This window comes from Dictyobacter formicarum (genome assembly GCF_016587435.1).
Genome location: NZ_BNJJ01000022.1, coordinates 52,519 through 70,279 on the forward strand (window position 1 = coordinate 52,519; position 17,761 = coordinate 70,279).

General features: G+C 49.2%; 17 protein-coding genes. 9 read left to right on the plus strand and 8 right to left on the minus strand.

What is annotated here, in order from left to right:
• Positions 1-575: 575 nt before the first annotated feature.
• Positions 576-776 carry a hypothetical protein gene (locus tag JMI88_RS30270; RefSeq protein WP_201365791.1) on the minus strand — a complete coding sequence of 67 codons (201 nt, stop codon included), beginning with the start codon at positions 774-776 and terminating at the stop codon, positions 576-578.
• Positions 773-1,357, minus strand: coding sequence for a recombinase family protein (locus JMI88_RS30275; protein WP_201365792.1), 585 nt, complete (start codon positions 1,355-1,357; stop codon positions 773-775). Before JMI88_RS30275 ends, JMI88_RS30270 begins: the two co-directional genes overlap by 4 nt.
• A gap of 268 nt (positions 1,358-1,625) precedes the next feature.
• Between JMI88_RS30275 and JMI88_RS30280 the strand changes: the two genes are divergently transcribed.
• Entirely contained in the window at positions 1,626-2,201 is a 576-nt protein-coding gene (locus tag JMI88_RS30280) for a DinB family protein (RefSeq protein WP_201365793.1), read from the plus strand.
• A complete protein-coding gene (locus JMI88_RS30285; protein ID WP_201365794.1) occupies positions 2,198-2,518 on the plus strand; it encodes a hypothetical protein in 321 nt (106 codons plus the stop codon). Before JMI88_RS30280 ends, JMI88_RS30285 begins: the two co-directional genes overlap by 4 nt.
• Positions 2,519-2,610: 92 nt before the next feature.
• On the opposite strand, the gene JMI88_RS30290 is transcribed toward JMI88_RS30285, so the two are convergent.
• Complete coding sequence (locus tag JMI88_RS30290; protein WP_201365795.1) at positions 2,611-4,392, minus strand: helix-turn-helix domain-containing protein; 1,782 nt, start codon at positions 4,390-4,392, stop codon at positions 2,611-2,613.
• 783 nt (positions 4,393-5,175) lie between these two features.
• On the opposite strand from JMI88_RS30290, the gene JMI88_RS30295 reads away from it, so the two are divergent.
• The gene (locus JMI88_RS30295; RefSeq protein ID WP_201365796.1) at positions 5,176-6,183 is read left to right on the plus strand and encodes a phosphotransferase family protein; all 1,008 of its coding nucleotides are present in this window, start codon (positions 5,176-5,178) and stop codon (positions 6,181-6,183) included.
• Positions 6,184-6,313: 130 nt separating this feature from the next.
• On the opposite strand, the gene JMI88_RS30300 is transcribed toward JMI88_RS30295, so the two are convergent.
• The gene (locus JMI88_RS30300) at positions 6,314-6,931 is read right to left on the minus strand and encodes a recombinase family protein (protein WP_201365797.1); all 618 of its coding nucleotides are present in this window, start codon (positions 6,929-6,931) and stop codon (positions 6,314-6,316) included.
• Positions 6,932-7,391: 460 nt separating this feature from the next.
• Between JMI88_RS30300 and JMI88_RS30305 the strand changes: the two genes are divergently transcribed.
• The 6 genes from JMI88_RS30305 to JMI88_RS30330 all read left to right on the plus strand — a co-directional run bounded on the left by JMI88_RS30305 (position 7,392) and on the right by JMI88_RS30330 (position 13,607).
• A complete protein-coding gene (locus tag JMI88_RS30305) occupies positions 7,392-8,870 on the plus strand; it encodes a TnsB C-terminal domain-containing protein (protein ID WP_201365798.1) in 1,479 nt (492 codons plus the stop codon).
• Positions 8,863-9,687: an AAA family ATPase gene (locus tag JMI88_RS30310; RefSeq protein ID WP_201365799.1), complete on the plus strand. Its 825-nt coding sequence runs from the start codon at positions 8,863-8,865 to the stop codon at positions 9,685-9,687. Before JMI88_RS30305 ends, JMI88_RS30310 begins: the two co-directional genes overlap by 8 nt.
• A 269-nt stretch (positions 9,688-9,956) precedes the next feature.
• Positions 9,957-11,084 carry a tyrosine-type recombinase/integrase gene (locus JMI88_RS30315; protein ID WP_201365800.1) on the plus strand — a complete coding sequence of 376 codons (1,128 nt, stop codon included), beginning with the start codon at positions 9,957-9,959 and terminating at the stop codon, positions 11,082-11,084.
• Complete coding sequence (locus tag JMI88_RS30320) at positions 11,084-12,625, plus strand: tyrosine-type recombinase/integrase (RefSeq protein ID WP_201365801.1); 1,542 nt, start codon at positions 11,084-11,086, stop codon at positions 12,623-12,625. The genes JMI88_RS30315 and JMI88_RS30320 overlap by 1 nt, the downstream gene beginning before the upstream one ends.
• A complete protein-coding gene (locus JMI88_RS30325; protein WP_201365802.1) occupies positions 12,622-13,029 on the plus strand; it encodes a DUF6262 family protein in 408 nt (135 codons plus the stop codon). Before JMI88_RS30320 ends, JMI88_RS30325 begins: the two co-directional genes overlap by 4 nt.
• 32 nt (positions 13,030-13,061) lie before the next feature.
• Complete coding sequence (locus JMI88_RS30330) at positions 13,062-13,607, plus strand: HD domain-containing protein (RefSeq protein ID WP_201365803.1); 546 nt, start codon at positions 13,062-13,064, stop codon at positions 13,605-13,607.
• A 312-nt stretch (positions 13,608-13,919) separates the two neighbouring features.
• Here the strand turns inward: JMI88_RS30330 and JMI88_RS30335 are convergent, their stop codons facing one another.
• The 4 genes from JMI88_RS30335 to JMI88_RS30350 form a co-directional block, all read right to left on the minus strand.
• Positions 13,920-14,777, minus strand: a complete 858-nt coding sequence (locus JMI88_RS30335) for a restriction endonuclease (RefSeq protein ID WP_201365804.1) — start codon at positions 14,775-14,777, stop codon at positions 13,920-13,922.
• Positions 14,778-14,861: 84 nt separating this feature from the next.
• Entirely contained in the window at positions 14,862-15,491 is a 630-nt protein-coding gene (locus JMI88_RS30340; RefSeq protein WP_201365805.1) for a metal-dependent hydrolase, read from the minus strand.
• Between the two features lie 230 nt (positions 15,492-15,721).
• A complete protein-coding gene (locus JMI88_RS30345) occupies positions 15,722-16,009 on the minus strand; it encodes a hypothetical protein (RefSeq protein ID WP_201365806.1) in 288 nt (95 codons plus the stop codon).
• A gap of 1,287 nt (positions 16,010-17,296) precedes the next feature.
• Positions 17,297-17,476, minus strand: a complete 180-nt coding sequence (locus tag JMI88_RS30350; protein WP_201365807.1) for a helix-turn-helix domain-containing protein — start codon at positions 17,474-17,476, stop codon at positions 17,297-17,299.
• Positions 17,477-17,761 lie beyond the last annotated feature (285 nt).

Genomic DNA, 17,761 nt, shown 5'->3' on the forward strand with positions numbered 1-17,761 from the left:
TAGCATTTTGCTTCGAGCTATGTGTAAATCTCATTGTTATTTACACTATTCTTTGCTGTTATCCCAGATGTGAAGCGGTTTGCTCAAGTAAATTGGTACCAGTGCTCACATTGGAGGGCAAGTGCTTACGTGGGAGGGCCAAACCTGCTCACCTGGTCGGGCATTTACCACCTGGGTCAGCTGCGAGATGTTCAGATTTGACTGGCACTCATCAATCTGAACCGGTTGCTCATTTGTGGGATTGGGTGAAGCATTGAGTTGAGTCGCAATAGCATCCGCAATATGGTAATTTGGCTGAATGTTCGACGATTTTTAAGGGTCTTGGTCACTTTCGGTGGAACAGCGGGGATTAAAAGCAATGATGTTGAAATTCACTCACTAAAGTGCCCAGCAGCCCGTTTTTGAGTTGCTGCTGGGCACTTTGTCATTCAGGATTGTGCCAGGGCAATTTATCCCTCCATGTCGGCTTCAGATTGAGTAGCTCTGAGCGGCTTGTTAAGAGGAAGCGCATAAGCATTAAGCAACGAAGTTAGATGCAATGGAATAGGATAAACCGTTGGCGAGCGAATCCGGGTTTATCCATTGTTCTCACCAAAAAGCATCATGGACGCTTCCACAAGCGCTGGTCGTGCATTCGTTGTGTCGCCGGTAATCCGGAGCTGCTTGTCAACTTGGATGACGATAAGAGAGGGAAATCCTAGCTGTCTCGCTTTCTCTTTGACTCCCAAAACTAATGGGGCGAGTTCTTTTTTATAGACTTCTTCTGCGGGTGTCATATTGATGATCCTTTCTGGGGTGTAGCAACCACATATTTATAGAAGGTGGCCCGGCTCTTAAAGCCGGTGAGGGCCATAATTTCGGCGATCGTGTTTTTTTTCGCTGCATACAAGGATTTCGCGCGCTCCAGTTGCTCGGGTCGTATTTTGCTCGTCGCTTTCGGCCTACCACCTTTGCGGCCTCGCGCCCTCGCGGCTTCGAGTCCGGCCTGGGTGCGCTCCTGGATGATGTCCCGTTCAAATTCGGCCATTGCCGCGATAATATGAAACATCAACTTTCCAGTTGGCGTCGAGGTGTCAATGTTCTCCTTGAGGCTTTTTAACTCGATCCCGCGTTCGCCAAGCGCCGTCACGGTCTCGATCAACTCCTTTAAGGACCGCCCCAGGCGATCAAGCCGCCACACCACAATAATGTCTCCAGTCCGGGCCATCTCGAGCATCTTCAAGAATTCGGGTCGGTCAAACCGCTTGCCACTCATTTTATCGGTGAAGGTACGCTCACAATGTTCTTTCTGCATGGCATCAACCTGCAGGGCCGTAGTCTGTTTGTCTCGACTCACACGGATATACCCTATTTTCACAATACAAGCTGACACCTCGCCGTATGATGCTTGAAAGGGGTGCGCACTCAAATTGGGCAAAAAAGTTGGTGTCATCGCCGAGGTTGATAGAGGGCCTCTCACCTTTTCTGGGAATGGGTGCTGACTGTAGGTAGAGAAGAGCAAGATGGAAGAAGTTTTGTTCGGGTTCGCATGCTATACTTCGAAAGCGGGCGCAACTCGACTTCTCACAGACCAGATGACCAGGGCTACAGAGCTGCGTCACTGAATGATCGATAGGAGGGTAATCATGCCAACTCGTGCAGAGATTTTGGACATACTTGCGACATCGCAGACGCAGGTCCTGGCATTTTTTCAAGGGCTGAGTCCGGAAGACCTGGAGCGCCCGACAACGACGAGTGAAGTTCCCGGAGCAGCTCCGTGGCGCGCCAAGGATCATTTTGCTCACCTGGTGAAAAGCGAGCGCAACATCCAGCGATTGCTGCGCCATGCACTCGCTGGCGAGACTCGAGACGTTCTCTTACGCCTACAATACCCGGCGGGAATGGAAATGCCGGGCATCCTGGGCAATTTGGACGCGCTGACCCCGGAGGAGCAGGAGCGGCTGGGGATGGCCGTCGCCAGTGTCAATCAAACCTACGTGAACGAGCACCATGACGACAGTTTGGAGAAGGTGGCAGCGGATTACCTGGCGGCGCGGCAGGACACATTGGACCTCCTGCAACAGTTCACCGATGATCATCTGGCCGCTCTGGTGCCCACTGTCGTTGGTGACCAGACCGCTGGCGACTTGTTTGCCGGGAGAGCGGGGCATGCAGCTCAGCACATGACCTGGATTGAGGAAGGATTTCGTCAGGGCGTGTGACACTCCCCGAAGCTTGTGCCGGGGGCTTCTCGGCTCACGCCGAGCTATGTGCGGGGTGTCCGCCCGAACTACTGCGCCAAGGGCGCAAACACTTCACCGAGCCTCGGCAGGCAACGGCCTGGGAGCATGTCACCATGGTGACCGAGACGAGAGGATATGGAGCCGCGGCAACTCACGTCACGCGGGCCTGTGGCCCTACAGTGCGGGCAACAGTCTATCCTGCGGGGCCCGGCTCCGCTCCCCGCATACGGGACACGTCTGCGAGGAATACCTCTCAATACGGGATTTCATGGCAATTGAACCTGGAAAGAAAGTAACTCATTGTTGAAGAAGCTGTCTCTCTAAAGACGCGTCATGACTGGGAGTTGTACACGCATCTGGCGGCAAGGTTTGGGCCAGTTCTCGCCACTCATGAAGAAACCAGCGGCAGCAGGTTTTCATCGAGATCAGGCAAAGGAAGTTGGATCACATCTGGCTTCCTCTGCGGCTTTTTCCGCGCTGCGTAGTCAGGTAATTTCAAGAAAAGCAGCCATTCATCGGGTCCAAGCGTCCACAACGTTAATTGTGGAGACCGATAGCCCGTCTCGACCAGGCGCGGATTTTTCACCTCTTTGATGCGCTTGTTATCCTCCCATTCTATTGTGTAGAAAGCCAGCTCCGTCTCCTGGTATTCAATTTTGAGTGTGCTGGTGTAAAAGCTCACCTGCACTTGTTGTCTGGCAAGCCCCTCCTCAGCGTAGAAACGCCATCGGCGAAAGCGGATATATCCTGATCGATCCAGATGGCGAGTAAACTCTGTCGCAAAGAAGATGCGGGCCAGCGTCGGCGCTGGAAGGGTACGTGCCAGCACGCCGCGCAGTACATCCTGGGGGCTGTGACGATTATCCTGGCGCTCGCGGTGCGCGAAGTGGATCTGGCAGTTATAGTCTCGAATGAATTTGCGATGCGCCTTCTTCATCTCATCTAGTGTAGATGATTTATTTAGGTAGTAATCCGCTAGACGCCGCATTATCCCGAAGTGCGCCTCTATATAATTTTGCCAGCTCTGCCTGGGGTCAATTCGCTCCTTACGAATGTCTAGAGCCTCATATATCGCCATTGCACGTTTTGAATAGAAGACTCCACCACTATCTGTGACTATGGCCTCTGGAGCGCCGTAATTGCGTAAAGCCTTAGCGAAAACCCGTAAAAAGGCGGCTGTGTCCTGCCTTTCCGAGATGGCAGATGCCAGCAGCATTCTCGAGAAGTTCTCAAGGATACTAATTACATATACTGGACCTTTAATGTCTGGAAGTTGGTGGTGCTCGATATACCGTATATCGATGCTCCAAAATTCGTGACGCCGCGTGGCTTTGAAGGGCATCTCTTTCTTGGGTTTCGCCGGGCCTTTAGGCTTGTCCCATCCATAAAGGGCACGATTTTTTGCCATGATTCGCCCGCAAGTACGCGGGGACGCCTTTATTCCCTCCTGGAGTAACGCGGCGTGCATACGCCATTCACCAATCAGCGGGTTTTCTTGCTTTTTGCGGATCTCATTGGCGATTTCAAGTGTCACCACTCTCGGCGCTTTACGGGCGTGTGACTTATCATCCAGTCCCTTGACCCCTTCCTGCACCCAGCGTTTCAACGTCATGTACACCGTCTGCTTGCTCACCACCAAATACTCGGCAATGGAAGCAACAGACCATCCTTCCGCATGGAGCTGCACAATATTGTGACGACGCTGCGCAGGATCAGGGATGTCGTTCCAGCGAGGGAAACGACGCATCTGGATGGATGGAGGCGGACCAGAAGCCAGCACCGTCTTGATTGAATGATGAGAAGGCCGTCGCTGAAAACGCGTATCGCAGATTTCTGCAATCTCACGGATGGACATATTTGGCATTTCTATGCGCAGGTCAACGATCAACTGGCGTATATCTGGTGGCAGGCTCCGCGCCGTTTCCTGTGGCTGTTTGCGTGGCCTGGAAGCGAAGAAGCTGACCATGCCTTGCTCATCAAAAGCGTCGGCTTTCCGCTCCAGGCTGGTGCGTGGTTCGCCTGTCTCTTGTGCCCGTTGGATAGTTGGATCGCCGAAAAGTACGACAGGGCGCAGCAACTCGTAAGCCGTTTGCTCCGGCCAGAGTGTGTACTGCTGAATGGCCTGCCAGTCTTCAGTGTGCTCTCGCTGAATGCGCTTGCGCTTGGACACCGTGTGATCCCCCTTGACACGATGAGATAGGCTGATGCATCAATCGTACCCAGATTCTCTCCCGTTTTCAAGTACCCAGGCGTTTTATGCCCAATTTGAGTGCGCACCCCTTTCAAGCATCATACGGCGAGGTGTCTACAAGCTCCTTCCTGTACTCTCCTCATAAAATACTGATGACTTAATTGTACAACAACTCATCATAAGAAGCAAGTTTCTAGACGTTGTTTTACAGATGACAATACAGACAGAAAAGTGCTCTGTTTCGGCCAGGTGTTATTCATCACAATATATGGCACTGTTTTCTTCAAAATCGCCTCTCTTCCTGAGTTTAAAGAAAAGATGTATGTGAATACCTCTAAACGGCTTCAACTTGCTAGAGACATAAAGTATCCCAATGATAGTGGCAAAGCTTGTTGTGCCGCTGCCTGTATGATATGATGAGTATGTCTTTGTTCTTTCTATATTGTAAGGCAGTTCATGCCAAAGGAGGTGCCTATGCTCAACAGAAAGTTTCTACATAATGGCTTCCGAATGGTAGAATTACGTCAAGCTTTCGTTTCATTTCAGGCAAAGGCGCAGCAATTCCCCAAATAAGTGTTCAATGAACCAGTCTACTCCATGATGAACGATGAAGAGTTTGCCTTTCTCCACTCCGAAGCCCTCAAGGCGTAAATCACGCCATACCTCGATACACGAGATCGCTTTTTTTGTATAAGCGGATCAAAAGTGTGCTTTGTGTTCCCCTTTCTCTATGAGAAATTTTTTCTAAGAAGTGGAGTAAGATTGAAATACACACAAATAGAGCGCGAGGCAGGGACCTTGCAACAGCCAGTACCCCCAGAGATGATTGAGAAGATGTGTATGCGGGCGTTTGGGAACGCAGTAAACGTGGTGACCGCTCAAGAGTTAGGCAATGGCGAGTATAACAATGTCTACCTGCTAGAGTTTGCTAACAGAGATACTGCGATACTGCGTGTAGCTCCCCAGTCAACAAAACAGGGATTATGGCTTGAACATAGTTTCATGCGACGTGAGCATATGCTCCAGCCATACTTTGCTCCGATAGCACCATTGCTCCCAAAAATTCTCATGATAGACTTTACCCATCAGCTTATTGAGCGGGATTATATGTTCCAAACGTATATGCCTGGCAAGTTGTGGTCAAACGTAATGGGTGAGTTGACTGAGGATGAAAATGATGCATTGTGGCGACAGTTTGCCCATATTGCCAGGACAATATCCACGATCAAAGGGGATATTTTCGGTATACCTTATCCAGGATTGCAATTTGCCACCTGGAGTGAGAAAGTAATCAAGACGCTCGAACAGTCGCTGCAAGAAGCCATGCGCAATGGACTCAATTGCGAACCGATACAGATGCTGTGCCATATCGCTGCAAATCATGCAGGCTTGATTGATGAAATTACCACACCCTGGTTGCTACACGGAGATCTCTGGCCCTTCAATATTCTGATAGAGCGCAAAGAAAACGGGCCAAAAATTAGCGCTGTTCTTGATGCCGATAGAGGCTATTGGGGCGATCCCCTGGCCGACTGGACATTTAATTTGCTGGAGCGCAGGGTTTCTCCTCATGTACGAGATGTGTTCTGGCAAGAGTTTGGTCGACCGACGGAAACACCTGGGTTACGCTTCAGAGCGTGCCTCTACAGAGGTATGCATTGTTGTAACGCGCTCAACGAACTGCAGCGGCTCAATCTCAGGCAACAGACGGAGAAGGTGTACGCAGATTTGCATAAAGCGCTAGACGAGTTGCAGGTCTTCAAGCTATAGAAAGAGCGAGGGACTACCACATGTAGTCATAACAAGAGAGGTACAACCCACGCGCCTGAGCCCTCTCATCATTTGGCTCGCAGGATGTTGCAATGGACTTCGGATGGCAAGCCGAAGCCCATTGCAACGTCTAGGCTTGCTCACGCAGTTTCCGTTTGTTGATGTAGGTGTTGAGAGAATAGTGGTTTGAGTATCCCAGGAGCTTCGCAATCTTTCGTACAGAAAGCCCTAATACCAGCAATTCCTTGATCCGTGGGAGGTCAGCATCAAATTTACTTTTCTGAATGGTTCCCTTGGGCTTTCCCAAAGTAACCCCTTGGATGCGTTTGGCATTGAGCGCCTCTTTCGTGCGCAGACTAATCAGGTCACGTTCCAGTTCGGCGAAGAGGGAAAACAGCGTGATGATGATTTTACTGTTCATATCATGTTTATAAACATCAAGGTTTTGTTTTAGGATAATCACGCGAATGTTGCGAGAAACGAGTTCATTCACGAGCGCAATGACTTCAGCAGTACTACGGCCTAAGCGAGAGAGTTCTGTCACGACCAACGTATCCGAGTCTTGGAGCGTTTGCACCATTTCATCAATGCGCCGTTGCTTGCTTGTTTTACGAGAAGAGATGGTAATCTCGACAAAGTCATCCACATAGAGCGCTTTCTGGTGGGCCCACTCTAAGATTTCTAATTTCTGGTTCTTGACATCTTGTTTGTCTGTCGAGGCTCGCAGATAGGCAATGGTTTTTCCCATAAAGACAGCCGTCTCCTCTTAATCAAATAAATCTCGTAAATAGTATACATCCTGTAGAGGTTTTATACAATATAATACGTGCCATTTTGTAGAGGCAAAAACGATCGTTATCACTTCTACAAATTGGCCATTTCGTGCCTTCGTTTTCTGCTTGCAAATCTCTCTGAACAAGAAGAAGATCAGAATTAGTTCTTTTGATATTTTTTTGTATGTTTCGGGTATTCGTTCATACAATATAATATCCATAATATGAGGACTATCAGCTATGCTGAACATTGGTAGATGCAACACAAGAAAAATATTGCTACTTATCCTGAAACGCAGCGCACTAAAGTATTCAGGCGTTTTCATATTATTCGGACATATCTGGAAGATGGTGTTCCTCTGACACGCATTGCCACAGAACACCATCTTCCCGCTAAAGCACCAACGTCGAGTTTCTTGAAAAGGATGATGGAAGATGGGACAGCAACACACCTCTCTTACCATGCTGACAGAGGCGAAGCTCGCTGAGGCGTTACGGCGCTTTCACCTCATTCGCCCCTTTCTCGAAGATGGTGTCCCGCTGACACGGATTGCAGGGGAACACCAGATTCCGGTCAGAACATTGCGACGGTGGGTCCAACGCTACCGGATTGATGGCCTAGCAGGGCTGAGCCGACCGATGCGAAAGGACAAAGACCAGAGGCGTGCCGTGACAGCACAGGTTCAGCAATTCATTGAGGGCCTTGCCTTGGAGAAGCCTCGGCGAACTATTGCCACCATTCATCGGGAGGTTGCCAAGCTCACCAAAGCACGTGAGTGGAAAACGCCTAGTTACAGCACCGTCGAGCGTATTGTGCAACAACTTGATCCCACTCTGATGACGCTTGCTCATGAGGGATCGAAAGTCTATCGAGAGAAGTTTGATGTGATTTATCGGAATACAGCCAGTGCTCCCAATGAAGTGTGGCAAGCTGATCATTCGCTCCTGCCCATTCTGGTGCGAAACGAGCAGGGCAAACCTGCGAGGCCCTGGCTCACCATTATCCTGGATGACTACAGTCGTGGGGTTCCCGGATACTATTTGGGGTTTGCCAGTCCAACCGCCTTACAAACGGCGTTGACACTTCATCAAGCCATCTGGCATAAAGCGGATGCTCGCTGGCATCTCTGTGGCATTCCCACCCGTTTTTACACCGACAACGGATCAGATTTTACTAGTCACCATCTCGAACAAGTTGCCGCTGATCTCAAAATCGAACTGGTGTTTTCCTGGCCTGGTCATCCGCGTGGACGTGGGAAAATTGAGCGTTTTTTTCAGACCGTCGAACAGATGCTCCTGCCACACCTTCCTGGCTTTGAGGGTGCAAACGGGAAAACACCAGGCACACTTCTCTCTCTTTCCGCCTTCGACACCTGCTTTCGGACTTGGCTGCTCGAAGACTATCATCAACGGGTTCAAGAGGAAATTCGCTCAGCTCCTCAAGCTCGTTGGGAAGAGAGTGGCTTTTTACCACAGATGCCGGAGTCCTTGGAGCAACTGGACTTGCTGCTCCTGAGTGTGGTGAAAGGGCGAAGAGTGCAGCAGGATGGCATTCATTTTCAAGGACAACGCTATTTTGAAACGACGCTGGCCGCCTATGTTGGCGAAGATGTCACGATCCGGTACGATCCACGTGATCTTGCCGTCATCCGAGTTTTTTATCAGGGACGCTTCTTATGCCGTGCCATCTGTGCTGAATTTGCCGGACAGTACATCAGCCTGAAAGAGGTGATCCAAACACGTACCCAACAGCGCAAACGTGTTCGGCAAGGCATCAAGGATCGTTTGTCAGTCGTTGAACAGATCCAGACGGGAACCTCATCTGAATCATCCCAATCTGAACACTCCCCATCGCCTGTCGAAGCAACACCACCGCCCATCACCCCTCGGCTGAAGAGGTATTTCAATGAGTAAGCAACCACCAGTGTTCCAGATGGCCTTTCTGGAGACACAACAATATCGCCTGTTTACCGAGCTGTGCGACGCCTGTCGGCACTACCATTACATTGGCATCTGCTATGGCCTGCCAGGAGTTGGTAAGACCTTTTCTGCGAGATATTATGCACAGTGGCCACAGATCGAACCCCTCCTTGCCCTCAGAGGGGCAGAGTCACCCCTCAACACAAAGATAGCATCCTGTAAGACCGTGTTGTACACCCCAACGATTGCCGCCTCGCCCAAACAGATTCAGCGGGAAGTGGGAGAAATACAGGCGTGGTTACGTTTCTACCGGAAAGAGATTCTTCATCGTGAACAAAGCCATGAGAGCTGGGAACAGCCATTGCCTCCTCCTGAGGAGATGGACTTACTGATGGTTGATGAAACAGATCGTCTCAAGTTAACAGGCATTGAGCAAGTACGTGATATTTATGATCGTAATCAGACTGGTATGGTGTTAATGGGCATGCCAGGCCTGGAAAAACAACTGGCGCGTTATCCGCAACTGTATTCACGCGTCGGATTTGTGCATGAATTCCGACCGTTGGAATTTGAGGAAGTTCGCTCATTACTGCAACGGCAATGGCTTCAGTGGGGTTTCGCTCTTCAACCAGACGGCGTGGCAGAGAAAGAAGCTATTGCCGCGATTATCCGCATAACAAAGGGGAACTTTCGACTCCTGCATCGGTTGCTCACACAAATCGAACGGATAGCGCAGATCAATGCACTGAGAGTCGTCACCAAAGAAGTGGTTGAGATTGCACGCCAGCAACTCGTGATCGGGCCGGATTGAGAACAGAGGGTGACAGTGATTCTGATGACAAAGCAGTCATTTATTGTGGTGATTTACAGGCCAGGAAAGGGAACCTTCTTGATGAGTTCAGAAAACGGTCGTTATCTAAAGGCGATAAGAGAGTCATCATCATAGTCTTTAATGAGAGGAAATACTCCTTTTTTTACTGACTGTTGACGATATAACGCAGGTCCTGTAAGATAGTCTTCAACGTTCGTGATATGGGACGTTGATGAGGTGGATGTTGAAGGTGGAAAGAGGAACCCTCCATGCGTGTCCAAGAAATTCTTACTGCTGACCACGAGATCCGGTATGTGATCGTTGATGAGAGCGGAAATCTCATCATTCCTGTCGTGCGCTATCTTAAATATCTCCACGCCATTGGCCGCGCACGGAATACGCTTCGTGCGTATGCCCACAGCCTTTCATTGTACTTTACGTATCTCACCCAAGAGCGCCTTGACCATGCTTGCGTAACGCTCGATGACATGGCAGGCTTTGTGCTCTGGCTTAAAAATCCCTACCGTTCCCTGAAAGTGCTTCCTGTTCAGCCGGTGACGCAGGCTCGTACCAATACGACCATTAATCAGTGTATTACCGCAGTTGCAGGCTTCTACGACTATCTGTGGCGGCGAGATGAACTCACAACTGATTTCAATGAGCAAACGCGCAGTTACCTGCCAGCCAGGGCCCGTTCGTACAAAAGTTTCCTGCATCATATCACCAAAAGTCAGTTAGTCGAAAAGAATCTCCTCAAGCAACAGGTACCAAGACAGCAAAAGCCGAAGACGCTTACCACTGCGCAAATTGAAGCACTGGTCAACGCTTGCGAGAATCTGCGTGACAAGTTGCTCTTACGGCTCTTGTATGAAAGTTCTCTGCGGATCGGGGAGTGCCTTGCTCTCTGGATTGAGGATCTCGACATTGAGCGCTGTCAGATCTCGGTCCGCGACCGGGGCCAGCTCGTCAATAGAGCAGAAATCAAAACGCCTGCAAGTTGCCGAAAAGTTGATGTCTCACGCGAATTGATCAATTCCATCTTGGATTACCTCGTGGTTGTTCACACCGAGGAGGTGGAAACCAATCACGTGTTCATTAAGTTACACGGTAAACGCTCTGGGCAGCCCCTGGAGTACGCCGATGTCAACGATCTGTTTCAGAGATTGAAAAAGAAGACGGGAATTGATGCTCATGCTCATCTGCTTCGTCACAGTTCTTTAACCAGTTTGGCCAAACATGGATGGCGACCAGAACTGCTCCGAGAACGAGCCGGACATACCCAGATCTCCTCGACCTACCAGCTCTATGTGCATCCAGGCGACGAGGAGTTACGAGAGGCGTGGGAACAAACGCAGGAACGGCTTCGTTTGAGCCAACCAGGACAGGAGGAAAGGTAATGCCTGCATCACATTCCCACGTTTCTCCGTTTCCTTTCCCTGATCCGGTTGAAGCAGAGTTTGCCAAAGACATTTGGGATGCCCGCTGCATTCCGGGAACCCGCTATTCCCCTTGCAGAAGCGTTTTCCTCCTAAATTTCACGTACATTGCTCCGGCATTGCGTCCTGTCGTGAAGAGGCACATCCAGTTGACGCTCATGAAATACTCAGTCGATCATTGCAGAAACAAGATCCGTCATCTTGAGACCTTTCTTGATTTCTTCCTATCGCGGCACCCAGGCGCTACCCATTTTCAGCAGTTAGATCGTGCAGACATAGAAGCATATCTGGTCTATTTAAGAACCGATCATGGGAAACACTGGAGTGAGCAAGAGATGATTTATGCGCTTTCGACGCTCAAGCAATTTCTGGAATACCTCCAACAACGCTCAGCGTTTGAAGCACCTCACCAATCGATTGGGAAACTCATTTGGCCCGATGATGTGGGCAGGAAAGCCAATTACTACAATGGCGAGACGGTAAAATATATCCCAGAAAGCGTCTTGCAACAAATTGATCAGCAGATCCATCTGTTTCCAGCAGAGCATTTGCCTGTCTTCATTCTGTTACGGGCGTCGGGCTGGCGTATCTCAGATGTGCTTAATTTACGATGTGATACCTGTCTGGAACATTCTCCGAGTGGGTGGTGGCTCTGCGGCGATATTCGCAAAACCAATGTACTCAACCACAGAGTACCGATCTCTGACGAGATCGCAGCGCTGGTGACGACCCAGCAAAAATATGTTGAGGAGCATATTCCTCCTGAGAGAAACCCTCGCAAGTATCTTTTCCCAGCGCAAAAAGAAGACCGAACTGGGCTGGCTCAAAGTGCCGATGATTTTCGGTATGTGCTCACTTCCTTCAGTAAGAAAGCCGAACTGACTGATGATGCGGGAAAGCCCTTCCGCCTCAAGGCGCATGCCTTTCGTCATACCAAAGCCGTCGAATTGATCAACAATGGGATGAGCCTTTTCTATGTGCAGAAATGGATGGCTCACCTCTCACCGCACATGACTATGGTGTACGCGAAACTCCTTGATCCTACCATGCGACGAGCCTGGGAAGAGGCATTTGCGAGAGGAGCGGTGCGCATTGACCCAGCAGGAGCCCCAAAGCCAGTCGATCCTGCGCAATTAGTGAAGGAGCAAGAGATCGAATGGGAGCACATCCGGCACAACCTCGATGCTGTTCGTCTCCCCAATGGGTACTGTTTCAAACCAAAGAAGGCGAATTGCCCAACACAGGAAACTCCTTGTTACACCTGCCACCATTTTTGCACAACGCCCGATTTTCTCCCACAGTTTGAGCGAGAAGAGCGGGAGATGCGCGAACTGATCGAATTGGGGAAGAAAGCAGGAAGTGAGATCTGGGTCGAGCGGAACACCCAGAAAATGGGCAGACTGCTTCCAGTGATCCAGATCCTGCGAACAGGTGATCTGCATCATCCGGCTGGCAAAGCCTTACGTGAATATACCCCGGAAGAAAGGGCAAAGCGAGTATGAAAAATGAACCATCAGTTCAGCCAAATACACGTGGTCTCCTGGCACATGCGCAGCGCAAAGCAGCGGAAACCCAGCAGCGCGTCCACCAGACCATTGACCAACTTCTGCGAGAACAAGAAGTCGTGAATTTCAACAGTGTCGCGAAGGCGGCACAGGTGACGAAGAGTTATCTGTATGCAAACGCCGACGTGCGAGAGCGTATTGAAGCGTTACGAGCAAAGTTCAGTCTGGAGCGCGTTGAGCGACAACAAGCGGAACGAAAGCTGTACCAGGCTCGCACAGACAAAACAAAAGAGGTATTGCTTGCAGCCAAAGATCGACGCATCAAGGTCCTGGAAGAGGAAAATTGCAAGTTGAAAGCACAACTTAAGGAAGCATATGGTAAACTTTACGAGCAGGTGTAACCGCTCATCTTTTCTCTCTGAGGAAATCGCCTATGCCATTTCAAGAACTCCCATCAGACGTACTGGAGATGCTCACAAAATATGCTGCGTCACCGAGATTAGTCGCTCATCTAACTATCGTGCATGATGTTGCTATTACCCTTATGAAACAGATAGATGCTTGCTGGCCTCTGCTTGACTATGACCGGGACCGTGTTCTAATTGGAGCCGCAACTCATGACGTGGGAAAAACCGTGTATCCCAACGAACTGACCGGCCCTGGCTCTCAACATGAGGAGATTGGGCTGCAGCTCCTTCTGGACAGTGGTTTTCCCGAAACCCACGCACGTTTTGCTCGTACCCACGGCCAATGGGGCCAAGAAGCATTGGTGCAGTTGGAAGATACTCTGGTCGCATTCGCCGATACAATCTGGAAAGGAAAACGAAACGAATCGCTGGAGCAAGAGATTGCTCAGCAAATTGCGAAGCAGGGCCAGGAAGAAACCTGGGAGGTGTTCATGAAGCTCGACGATATTGCATGCGAGCTGGCAAAAGATGCTCACGATCGCATTCTTTGGCAGGGAAAATATCCTCTCTAAACGGACAGGAGGAACATCGAAGATATGTCTTCAATGTTCCTCCCACTCATTTTTGGGCTGAACTTTAGATAACGACCGTTTTTTGTACTGCTCGTGTGGGCTGCGGCTCGCGCGCTCCGGCTCCTCCGTCCCCGGCTGTGACGGTTGGCCGGGAGTCACACCGCCGGCGCTTGGTGCGCACTGTGACGTACGATCGGCTGTCACGGCTGTGGATCTCCGCTGTTCATGCCAATTTTCGCACGGCTGAGGCAAGAGTGTAATGTTTTGGGGGTAAATCTTACAAGCCGTTTGGGGACGCCTACACCTCTCTCCCTACCTTCGCTTTATCCTGCGAACCCATTTCATTAGATCATCTCGATCAACTTTGCCCAGAATAAATTGGTCCTGAGAAACCCGTTCGAGTGCACCACGAGTAAGGTAGGTCGATGTGACGATAATCCCCTTACTCGCTTTATGTTGCGTACGCGTATCAGCTAATTCGCGGATAACAGAAAGTCCCACCTTTTTCTCTGGCACGAGTTTTTTCGCTTGCCAAACAGACATGAATGACCCAACGCCCTCCAGCTCTTTCATCGCGATGATATCTTGCCCGCCATCTTTTGTTCCGCATCCTAGCTTTACTTGGTAACCATCTTTTTCAAGCAAATCCGCAATGAGCTCTTCAAACTCTCGCCAATGAAGCCGGTCCAGAGGTGCACCTTGTTGGTCAAGAATCTTCTCAAATATCCGGAAACTAGGGGAAAGACGTGCAATCTGCTGTCGAGTTTCAAGTGAGGCTAACGCTGTTTGACTATAAAGCGTATGTGCATATGCTTGCCCTGCATCCTTTTTATGACGCAATCGAGCGCTACGTCCGAAGGTCTGAACATACTGAATCATATCCTCTTCTGGATTATTTTCCTGGAGAAGTGATACTATATAGCTTGCTCCTCCTATTTCATCTAGCTTACGGTGTCTCACTAATTCATCACAAACATCGATGAAATCATAAATTCTTCCTTTTTCAGCAAAGGAAAGAACAGCCCTATAAATAGTTTGGTGTGCTTCAAGGGAAAAATCCTCTGGGCGTAAATGATCTTTCAATGAAAGGATGTACTCTGGGTTAAACAGGAAATGGCCTAATACTTTGCGCTCAATCTTACTATCTTCATCTATTTCTTTGTGATTCATATGACACGCTTTCAGTGAATATAATGGGGTCTCGACATATGCACAAAATTGCGAGGGTCTTAGCCTGCCCTTCTTTTTATTTTGCTAGAAACCCAACACACCCAATGCAACCAATGCACCTGTCAGAAAAATATATCCCCACAAAACAATATACTCCCCTGGCGTCCGATTTGAGAACGCTCCGATTCCTATGTATTCCTTATCAGGCCAAAGCATGCGGACTTTCTGGGTTGTCAGACTGTCCGCAACGATATGTGAAATGATTCCCACCAGAAGCCCGAAGGCAAGGCACCAAAATTCTTCTGGAAAGAATTTATTTACGATAATATGTCTTGTTACAAGCCAAGTTGTACCTACAACGAAAATGGTAGAGATTCCCATGATAAGTAAAAACACCAAGCAGCAACTATGCGTGAAACCTCTGTGCCCTGGTCTCGGTTCTCCTGGTGGTCGTCTTTCTATTTGATCGGGAAGACGTGCACAATAGATCAGCATAAGGTAAAACGAAAGTTTGTGGATGAAGGTGGGAACGTCGAGGAATACGTGCCCATGGAGTGCCGCGACGATGAAAGGGTAACTCCAAGGGGTCCCCATTGGATGAAAAACAACAGTAAGTTGTTGGGAGGATGGTTGGAACATAAAGCCAAAGAAGCTGTTTACAGTGATCCCGCTAGCGAGCGCGAAACCTACATGAGAATGCCCTTGCATCATCATTTCCTTTGAAAATCAATACATACATCTATATCTTCTATTATACGATATAATCGGTTGTTCTTTGGTTCTGTGTTAGATGGGGTAGCTACGTTTTTCCCCTCCAGATTACTCTCAATGGGAGGGCAAAATGTTGGGAGCCCATTCTGGCATAGCATCCCAAAGGAGACAATCGTAACGCCCTGGGCTGGCACACCCAAACACAGCAGACCGCCACGACTGCCTAGAACGTGCTACAATGCTCCATCTTCTTCCTGCCCACGCAATAAGCGATAAACGCGATGACGCAATCCATGCTGATCGAGAAACGCCTGAAGCTGACAGCGATCTTCGCGCTCAACAAAGGTCACATCCAACATTAAATCCTTCTGGGGGTAGTTCTGCCACCAACCAAACCCCTCCTGGAGGAGTTCGACTGTCCAATTATCACACTGATCAACTTCGACCTGGACGAACGGATCAACTATCAACCAATAGAACCACGTGTGTGTTTCTTGAAACTCATCAGAAAGAGTGATCATCTTGCCTCGTATCTTCCATGAACAGACCAACAGACCAGTGCCACTCAGGGACACAGGCATACGGAGCCACGTCTACAAAGATGCCCTAACAGACGATGCCACGAGGAAGGCCAGTTAGGCCCGGCGACGAAATTTACAACGTTAAGCGCCCCACGGTGCTGAGAATCTTCATTATCGGCAACGTTAGTGCCCAAAATGGCCTCGACGCTGCCGATAAGATGCAAGTTTTGAGCCCGCACGAGCACAAAAGACACTGCTGATAACCTTGCACTGCTGACGTTGGCGCAGCTCAAATCTGGCTTAACGTTGTATTTTTCACGGGCGGGCCTAATTGGCCCTTATACTCTTTTTTTGGGGAAGTAAAATTTGAACCCAGGTGTGACCATCAGCATGATGGGGGTGTTCAAGAGCAGAATTGACGTACCTTTCGTGTAAAGGGAGGCTATTAACGTGGCGAGGATAGCCATAGTGGCACATAGAGCAAGGATGCCTCTAATAATGGATAACAAGGATGGCCATCTACGAGATCTGCTTTGGTTGTGGTGTTCCTTCATAGGATCGGTCATAGGATCGGTTTGCATATACTCTTCTTCTTTCTATCTGGTCTGAATAACGTGAATTAGCTGAAAGAACAAACGAAAGATGAAGAGTATTAGTAGTTCTTCTTCTCTTGCAAGTACAGGCTTTCTAGAGTTGGCGGGCTAGAGCAGTCTTGCAAAGGATATCGTTTGTTCATCAGCTTAATACCATTTTAACATGTATAGGTTTGGAAAGCAGAATATTTGCATTTTTTGGTGGTGAAGTAGTACCTTTTGCGTATGTGATGTGTAAAAAACCGTATAGAAGTGTAGCCATTTTTGGTTGCTTATGCGGAAGGGCCTGGAATTGTGCTATTATAGTATTGATACTGGAATTTAAAAACGTACTTAGGTATGTTTTCCTATCTCTATTTCATACAATCACACTGATGATGTCTTGGCGGGCTAGAGCAGTCTTGTAAAGGAAATCGCGATAGGAACGGTTGAGAAAAATGGACTTCATTCGATATGCAATGAAGTCCATTTTTGTTAATTATGCCCCTATTGTGACCACCTCGCCGGCGTCACATGCTCCGGGCCTGGTCGCCTTCGTGACGTGGCTGCCACCGTCACTGTTGGAGATCTCCGTTGCCTCTCCTGTGACGGCCAGCCCCGTGTCACCGCTCCCAGCTCGCGGCTTGTTTGTGACGGAACGATTATTTTTTCACATCCATATAAAGCGACTCAATCAAAGCCGCCGAGCAACAGATTACAATGGTTCACCAAGGAGCTGTTCAAGTGTTTTTTTCGGAATACGATACGTCGTGCGGGGACCAGCTGCAGGGAGGCGAATAGCTTCTAATATCCCTTTCTCAATCCACCGGCGCACCGTCGTATCATCCACTCTCAAGACTTTCGCAACTTCAGGAACAGTCAGATATTCGAACATGAATTTCCTCTTCTATCAAGCAAGATGTCTGACGCCCATGAATATGGGAAACCGCTGCGCCGAGATCATGAGCGCATCAGCATCAGACGTATGTAACATTCTATGACCTCTCACATGTTCAATACCGTTCGCAGACCAAAAAGCGGAAATGCATTCACCGCCGTTCATGGATTGGCATTTATCCACACAAAACTGGAGTTCTACACACCACATCCACACAATCTAGCCACAATCTGTGGATAAACCGCTTACCACAACGCGTGCTGCTCCTGTACACTTTGAATA

Excerpts from the sequence above, each read along its gene's own strand:
- JMI88_RS30270 (WP_201365791.1), bottom strand. The coding sequence starts at position 776 with ATGACACCCGCAGAAGAAGTCTATAAAAAAGAACTCGCCCCATTAGTT.
- JMI88_RS30280 (WP_201365793.1), top strand. The coding sequence starts at position 1,626 with ATGCCAACTCGTGCAGAGATTTTGGACATACTTGCGACATCGCAGACG.
- JMI88_RS30300 (WP_201365797.1), bottom strand. The coding sequence starts at position 6,931 with ATGGGAAAAACCATTGCCTATCTGCGAGCCTCGACAGACAAACAAGAT.
- JMI88_RS30305 (WP_201365798.1), top strand. The coding sequence starts at position 7,392 with ATGGGACAGCAACACACCTCTCTTACCATGCTGACAGAGGCGAAGCTC.
- JMI88_RS30310 (WP_201365799.1), top strand. The coding sequence starts at position 8,863 with ATGAGTAAGCAACCACCAGTGTTCCAGATGGCCTTTCTGGAGACACAA.
- JMI88_RS30315 (WP_201365800.1), top strand. The coding sequence starts at position 9,957 with ATGCGTGTCCAAGAAATTCTTACTGCTGACCACGAGATCCGGTATGTG.
- JMI88_RS30320 (WP_201365801.1), top strand. The coding sequence starts at position 11,084 with ATGCCTGCATCACATTCCCACGTTTCTCCGTTTCCTTTCCCTGATCCG.
- JMI88_RS30325 (WP_201365802.1), top strand. The coding sequence starts at position 12,622 with ATGAAAAATGAACCATCAGTTCAGCCAAATACACGTGGTCTCCTGGCA.
- JMI88_RS30330 (WP_201365803.1), top strand. The coding sequence starts at position 13,062 with ATGCCATTTCAAGAACTCCCATCAGACGTACTGGAGATGCTCACAAAA.
- JMI88_RS30335 (WP_201365804.1), bottom strand. The coding sequence starts at position 14,777 with ATGAATCACAAAGAAATAGATGAAGATAGTAAGATTGAGCGCAAAGTA.
- JMI88_RS30340 (WP_201365805.1), bottom strand. The coding sequence starts at position 15,491 with ATGATGATGCAAGGGCATTCTCATGTAGGTTTCGCGCTCGCTAGCGGG.
- JMI88_RS30345 (WP_201365806.1), bottom strand. The coding sequence starts at position 16,009 with ATGATCACTCTTTCTGATGAGTTTCAAGAAACACACACGTGGTTCTAT.
- JMI88_RS30350 (WP_201365807.1), bottom strand. The coding sequence starts at position 17,476 with ATGTTCGAATATCTGACTGTTCCTGAAGTTGCGAAAGTCTTGAGAGTG.